The sequence below is a fragment of the Paraconexibacter sp. genome (assembly GCF_059438195.1).
The window spans coordinates 1-6,326 of the sequence record NZ_JBLKKY010000117.1 but is presented as its reverse complement, the minus strand read 5'-3'; the positions used below and the strand labels follow the sequence as shown (position 1 = coordinate 6,326).

Here is a 6,326-nt window from a genome sequence, read left to right as displayed (position 1 = left end):
GGGAAGGTACGCCGCCCTCTTCTTCATCGCCGTCCACAACATCTGGGTATAGCTCGTGAGGCTGTCGTCGTACATCGTCCGCGAGGCGAATCCGCACACCTCGGGGTGCATCCGCCACGAGGTGCCGAGGAAGACGCCGCGGTCGCGCGGGACGGTCTGCTCGTCGCCGAGCATGTGCTCGAGGACCGACCGGCCGCAGCCGAGCGGGTGCGTTCCTTGGCTCACGTGCGCGAGCTGCTGCGGATCGCCGAGCAGCACGACGCTCTTCGCCGCGCCGGCGACCGCGATCGCATCGGCGAGCGACATCTGGCCTGCTTCGTCGACGAAAAGGACGTCGACCTCGCCTTCCATTTCCTCGCGCGCCCACAGCCACGCGGTGCCCGCGATGAGGCGCACGACGCCCTCCCCGTCCTCGTCGTCGGGACGCTTCTTGCTCGACGAGACGCGGCCGCTCTCGTAGGCGCTGTCGCCCTCGGCGCACTTCCAGCCGCGAAAGGAGACGCCGGCCTCGTCGGCCGCCATGTCGACGCCCGCGAGGAAGTTGTCGATCGCCTTGTGCGACGTCGCCACGACGCCCACCTTGCGGCCCTGCTCGATGAGGTCGAGCGTGAGGCGTGCGCCGGTGTGCGTCTTGCCGGTGCCGGGCGGGCCCTGGATGACGAGCGACGAGCGGTCGAGGCCGCGCACCTGCTGCGAGAGGCGGTCGAGCTCCACAGGACGGTCGTCGAGCGGGGGCGTCCCCGCGACGAAGCGCGGCGGACGGCGCAGCAGGAGGTCGAGACCCGCCTCGGGGAGGTCGAGCCCACGCGCGGCGACCCGCTCCGCAAAGCGGAACAGCGCGTCGACCTGGGCATCTGTTCCGTACGGCCCGCGGGGAGCGAGCGCTATGGGCGGGACCTCGCCCCCGGACCGCTTGCCGACCTTCACGACGATGCGCCGCGCGAGCTCGTCGATCGCAACGACGGTCACGCCGCGCTCCGCGACGGGGTCGTCGGCGCCGCCCGAACCGATCTTGTGGTCCTGGGCGGGGTAGGTGAGCGTCCAGCTGAAGGACTGCTTGTTCTCCTCGCAGTCGACTGGCTCAAGGCCAGCAATTGCGTCGCCGTCCTCGTCGCGCAGCTGGTCGACGGACTTCTCGCGGCGCGCGAAGAACTCCCACCACGCCGGCTTCGGCTCGCGCGAGTGGTAGCCGAGCAGGCCGAACGCGACGCGGCGCGCGCGCTGCTCATCGTCGTCCAGCGACTCGTCGTCCGGCAGCTCGTCGAGGAGCCGCGCGCGTATCTCCTCGGTGCGCTCGGCGAGCTGCCGCGCGCGGTCGGAGAGCTCCTTCGGCTCCTCGGGCTGCAGCGAGTCGAGCGTCACGCCCCAGGTCGACTCGGCCTCCGGACGGCGGTCGAGGAGCCACTCGTAGAGCGCACGGGTGCTGTGGCAGTCGTCCTCGTTGTAGCCCGCGATGCCGTCGAGCTGCTCGCGGTCGCCGGTCTCCTGGAAGTTCTGCCAGCGGTGCATCGAGCCCAGGGCGCCGCGCAGCTCGGCGTCGCGCTCGAAGCCGAAGACCGGCTCGAGGGCCTTCAGGCCGTAGCCCTCGGTCCCCGCGCGGATCGCCTGACGGGTGATGCCGTAGAGGTCGACGAACACCTTGCGGCGCAGCAGCTCGTCGAGCTCGAACTCGCGTGAGCCATGGCGGGCCATGAGCGCCTTGAGGGCGACGGTCTCGTAGCTGTTGTAGTGGAAGACGTGGAGGTCGGGCGACGCGGCGAGGCGCGCGGTGATCCAGTCCATCCACGTCTCGAAGGCGACCTTCTCCTCCGCCCGCGTCGTCGCCCACAGCGGCCAGTAGCGCCACTCGCCGTCCTCGCGGTACACCGTCCCGAAGAGGTACTCGAGGCCCTCGTCGCCCCAGTACTGGTCGCCCTCGAAGTCGAAGAAGACATCGCCCTCCGAGGGCTCGGGCAGGCGGTGCAGCCCGCGGTCGACCTCGGGCTCGCGGACCTCGTAGAGCGGCCGCTCGAGGCCTCGGCTGCGGATCTGCAGCGAGGCCTGTGCGCGCAGCGAGGCGACCGTCTCCTTCGGCAGGCGGGGGACGACGAGCTCCTCGGGGATCGACGCGACGTCGCCGACGGTGAAGACGCCGTGCGGCTCGAGCTTGAGGCCCTGCTGGCGGAAGAGGCCGGCGACGAGCGAGAGGTGATCGTCGTCGCGGCGACGCTTCTCGCAGATGTGCCACCAGTGGCAGAATTCGCACGCGCGGACCGGGTAGGGGTAGATCGGGTCGGGGTCGGGCCCGGCGAGCTCCCCGTAGCGGCCGATGAAGTTCTTTCGCACGACGGCGGCGTAGGCGTCGAAGTCCGTCGGGTCGAACGACGGATGGCTGCCGTCGCCGAGCATGAGGTGCATGCGGCGCGGGCGCACGCCCTGCAGTCGCGCGAGCTCGTCGGTGTAGAAGAGGAGCTGGAAGATGTGGCTGGGCCGCGGCTGGCTCGTGAGCTTCGCGTCGTGCGCCTCGTAGGACCATTCACCGAGCGCCGACGGCGTTTCGACGCGGATGAGGAAGTCGGGGTAGCCGACCCACTCGCCGTTCGTCACGCACCCCTGGTGGAGGACCGCGTCGCCGCGGCGCATCGCCTCGAGGGTCGCGGCGGCGCGCTCGGCGACCGTTGCGTCCTCGTCCTCGAGCGAGGTGACCGCGATGCCACCGTCGGCGATGTCCTCCACGACGCTCGCCTCGAAGCGGTCACCGCGGTCGAAGAGCAGCTGCATGCGCGGCGGCTTGCGCTCGCCCGGCGCCTCGCCGCGGTTCTCGAGGATGTCGAGATAGGTGCGGTGCTCGCAGCCGAGGAAGCGGTTGAGTGCAGTGGGGGAGAGGTGAGCGTCAGGTGTGGACATCGCGAAGAGACGACCCTCTCAGGTCGCCGTCGGGTCGTGGGAGGGGTCGGTGGGTGGCGAGGTGGTCTGACGCACGCGCCGAACGTGCACGCGAGCGCGAAGCTCCCGAAACTGCTGAGGGAGTCCGCCTCGTCCTCCGCAGATGCGCGCGGCACCTACGCCAGAACTCGAGTTGCTCCTCGGCCAGCACGTTGCGTCCCTCAGTACGCGTTCTTCGACGTCAGCCGGCCCTCGTCGAAGCAGAGCTGGAACGACTCGCCTTCGAGGATCGGCTCGCCCTTCTCGGGGTAGTAGATGCACGACGAGCGAGACGGCTGGTCCTGGAACTCGGGGATCTGTGTCTCGAACTCCTGCGAGTTCTCGGGCTCGCCGAAGCGATCCTCGATCTCGGACTGCGAGGTGCCCTGCGTGATCGCGTCGAACTCGGCGCGCGTGATGCCGTCGGTCTCCTCCTCGGAGAGGCCGCCGGCGACGAGGGCCGCGCATCCGCCGATGAGGAGCATGCCGCCGGCGACGACGCCGAGCGTCACCTTGAGGAACGTGCCGCCGCGGCGCTTCCGCTTTGGCGGGGGCGCGTCGCGCCGGTCCCCGGTCCACGCGGTGCCGTCCCAGTAGCGCTCGCGCGCGGGGTCGGACGGGTCGGGGTGCCAGCCGGCCTTCGGTGTCTTCGCCATGGTGATCCTCCTGCGTCGGGTGTCGCACGGCCCGGTGCCGTGCGCTCACACCCCGGGGTCGCGGCGGCGAGAGTCGTCTGACGCCGCACGCTCGACGAAGTCTGTGGGGCCGCCGATCTCCGCGAGCTCCTCGCGGAACCGGGCGACCTCGACCGTCCGCCGCAGGATCTTGCGGGCGCGCCGGTGGTACATCGCGCGGATCGCAGGACTCAGGTCCGCCCAGGACCCGCCCTCCGTCCGACGCGCGAACAGTCGGCGCGCGAGCTCCTCCATCTTCTCCGGGTCATCGAACCAGCCGGCGGCGCGTTCGCTCTCTCGCATGTCGTCCCTCTCTGTCATCGCTCGTCTTCACCGCCCAGAGACCTGGACGGCCGGAGCGACGGGTCGGCCGGAGCCCCCGACCTCTGACCAGGGAGGCGTCAGACGCGCGTCGCGCTCGCCCGGCGGCGGGGCAACACGTGCCCGCCGCACACGCACGCCGTCCGCCTCCACCGGTGCAAGGCTCGATACGGCGCAGTCGTCGGGGACGGCCCAGACGTCGATCGGTGACAGCGCGTGCATTCCCACCGGTCGAGCGCGCCCGGGAACGGACGGAGGGGCGCAACCATCGACTCGGCCGCGAGGGCGACCCGGTCGCAGGCGCCCCACTCGAGCAGGCGCTCCCAGGCGAGGCGCCGCGATTCGGCGTCGACGATCGCGAATCGCACCTCTGACGGGCCGTCCTCGGCGAGCACGATGCCGCCGACGGCAGCGCGCTCGCCACGGACGAGCGGTCGCAGGATCACGCGGTCGATGTAGCCGGCGGGCTGGACCCAGCCGCTCTCGCGGTCGAACCTGAACAGGAAGCGCGATTCGGGCCCCTCATCGGTGATGGGGACCGCGACGGTGTCCATCGGGTCACGGGCGGGGCCGCCGAGCGCGAGGGTCGAGTGGTGGTTCGCGAACGGCGCGCGGTCGCCGGGAGTCGTCACGGCGACAGCTGCCACGTGTAGCTGCCGGTCGTGTAGTTCGTCGTCGCCTCGACGGGGTAGCCGCGTCGTCCGCCGCCCTCGGTCTTCTCGGTGGCGACGAGGCACTCGTGCTTGCCGGTCTCCTGCTCGAGGTCCTCGACGCCGCCCTCGACCGGCTCGCACGTCGTCCCGAGGATCGGGCCGTCGAGGGAGCCCTCGCTCACGCGCTTGCGGAAGTCGGCGGTGACCGACTTGCGCAGCGACTGGACGAGGTCCCGTCGCAGCTCGATCTCGAGCGCCTCGAGCTCCGCATCGGCCTCGGCCTCCTCGGCGGCGGCCTCCGCCTCGCGCTCCTCGCGCTCACGCCGCTCCTCGGCCGCGGCGCGACGCTCCTCGCGCTCACGCTCCGCTTGGACGTCGTTGTCGTGGTCGATCTTGAGGGCGACGCCGGTGCCGGCTCCGCCGAGGACGAGGACGAGCGCGGCGATGACGATCGCGCCCCGTCGGCTCGGGCGTCGCAGGCGCAGGCGGCGCCGTCGCGCGGGCGCGGCGGTCCGCAGGAGCGCGGCCTTCTGCTGCGCGAACTCGTCCTCGGTAAGGACGCCGGAGTCCCGCAGCTCGCCGAGGCGGCGGAGCTGCTCGATCGTGTCGGCGGGCGGGACGTCGCCCTGGTCGGTGCGCTGCTGATCGTCGGAGTCCATGGGGAGCCTCGGGTCGCGGACGGGATGCGCGGAGGGGGTCGGGGCACGGTCATCGGGTCTGACCGCCCTTGACGTGCGACGGCGATCGCAGGCAGGCTCTGGACATGCGTCGAGCGAGCTGGCTGGTCATCGCGGCGACCGCGTCCCTCTGCGCGACGTCCGCGCCCGCGAACGCCCAGGTCGCCCTCGTCGGGCCGTGTGCCGAGGACGCGAACACGCGCGACCGCTGGGTCGCGAGCGCCGGGCTCGCGCCCGCGGACCGAGGGACCGTCGCCTGCGCCGAGCTCGACAGCATCCCCGGGCCCGACATGCTCGTCGTCGAGCGCGATGGCGAGGGCGGCATCGAGGCGTGGAGCGTCCTGCGCTCGGACCCCGACCGCGTGCGGCTCGTCTACGGCCGCCGGCCGACGGGCCTCGAGGGCGTCGCCGTGGAGGACCGCGAGGTCGTCGAGGAGACGCGCTCACGCAGGGGCACGCGCTACTCGCACTTCGCGATCGAGCCCGGCTCCGACGCCTTCCGGCTCGTCGACCGCCGCTACCGCGGGCGCATCATCGACAGCCGTCGCATCCGGCTCGGGAGGCGCGCGATCCCGAAGATCGCGTCGTTCGAGCTCGACGGCGCGAGCCTTCACCGTGCGCGCCGCCGGTTCGGGTCGCCGCTGCGCTACCCGCTGCGCGGCCGCTCGCTGTGCACGGTCCGGTTCCGCCGCGGAATCACCGTCACGGCGGCGACCCTCGGGCTCGCGCCCCCGACGCGCTGCTCGCGGCGCCTCAGCGTGACGCGCGTGCGCGTGAGCGCGACGGGCTGGCACACGAGCCGCGACCTCGTCATCGGCGACAGCCGCGACCGGATCAAGGACCTGTACCCCGGCGCCGAGCCCTTCGAGGACGTCGAGGGCACCCTCGACGAGAACCGCATGATCCTCCACCGCAAGGACTACCTCGGCATCTTCACGGTCGACACCGTCGAGGCGGTGCTCCGCGACGACCGGATCGTCGCGTTCGAGATGACCTGGCCGAACGCGGGGGAATAGGGGCGAGGCGGCGCGTTCTCGGCGAACGGAGCTATACCCAGATGTTGTGGACGGCGATGAAGAAGAGGGCGGCGTACCTTC

At 71.8% G+C, this 6,326-nt stretch carries 6 protein-coding genes; 1 reads left to right on the top strand and 5 read right to left on the bottom strand.

Annotated elements, in window-relative coordinates; all coding sequences use genetic code 11:
- The 5 genes from ACME2J_RS21755 to ACME2J_RS21735 form a co-directional block, all read right to left on the bottom strand.
- The coding region (locus tag ACME2J_RS21755) for a TM0106 family RecB-like putative nuclease (protein WP_495547046.1) at positions 1-2,886 on the bottom strand (2,886 nt) is incomplete at its 3' end.
- A 200-nt stretch (positions 2,887-3,086) separates the two neighbouring features.
- The gene (locus tag ACME2J_RS21750; RefSeq protein ID WP_495547045.1) at positions 3,087-3,560 is read right to left on the bottom strand and encodes a DUF2510 domain-containing protein; all 474 of its coding nucleotides are present in this window, start codon (positions 3,558-3,560) and stop codon (positions 3,087-3,089) included.
- Between the two features lie 45 nt (positions 3,561-3,605).
- Positions 3,606-3,881 carry a hypothetical protein gene (locus tag ACME2J_RS21745; RefSeq protein ID WP_495547044.1) on the bottom strand — a complete coding sequence of 92 codons (276 nt, stop codon included), beginning with the start codon at positions 3,879-3,881 and terminating at the stop codon, positions 3,606-3,608.
- Between the two features lie 98 nt (positions 3,882-3,979).
- The gene (locus ACME2J_RS21740) at positions 3,980-4,531 is read right to left on the bottom strand and encodes a hypothetical protein (protein WP_495547043.1); all 552 of its coding nucleotides are present in this window, start codon (positions 4,529-4,531) and stop codon (positions 3,980-3,982) included.
- A complete protein-coding gene (locus ACME2J_RS21735) occupies positions 4,528-5,211 on the bottom strand; it encodes an SHOCT domain-containing protein (RefSeq protein ID WP_495547042.1) in 684 nt (227 codons plus the stop codon). Before ACME2J_RS21735 ends, ACME2J_RS21740 begins: the two co-directional genes overlap by 4 nt.
- 104 nt (positions 5,212-5,315) lie before the next feature.
- Here ACME2J_RS21735 and ACME2J_RS21730 point away from each other — a divergent pair, with 104 nt between their 5' ends.
- Positions 5,316-6,245 (top strand): hypothetical protein, encoded by a 930-nt coding sequence (locus ACME2J_RS21730; protein WP_495547041.1) that lies wholly within the window; start codon positions 5,316-5,318, stop codon positions 6,243-6,245.
- The last annotated feature ends 81 nt before the right edge of the window (positions 6,246-6,326 follow it).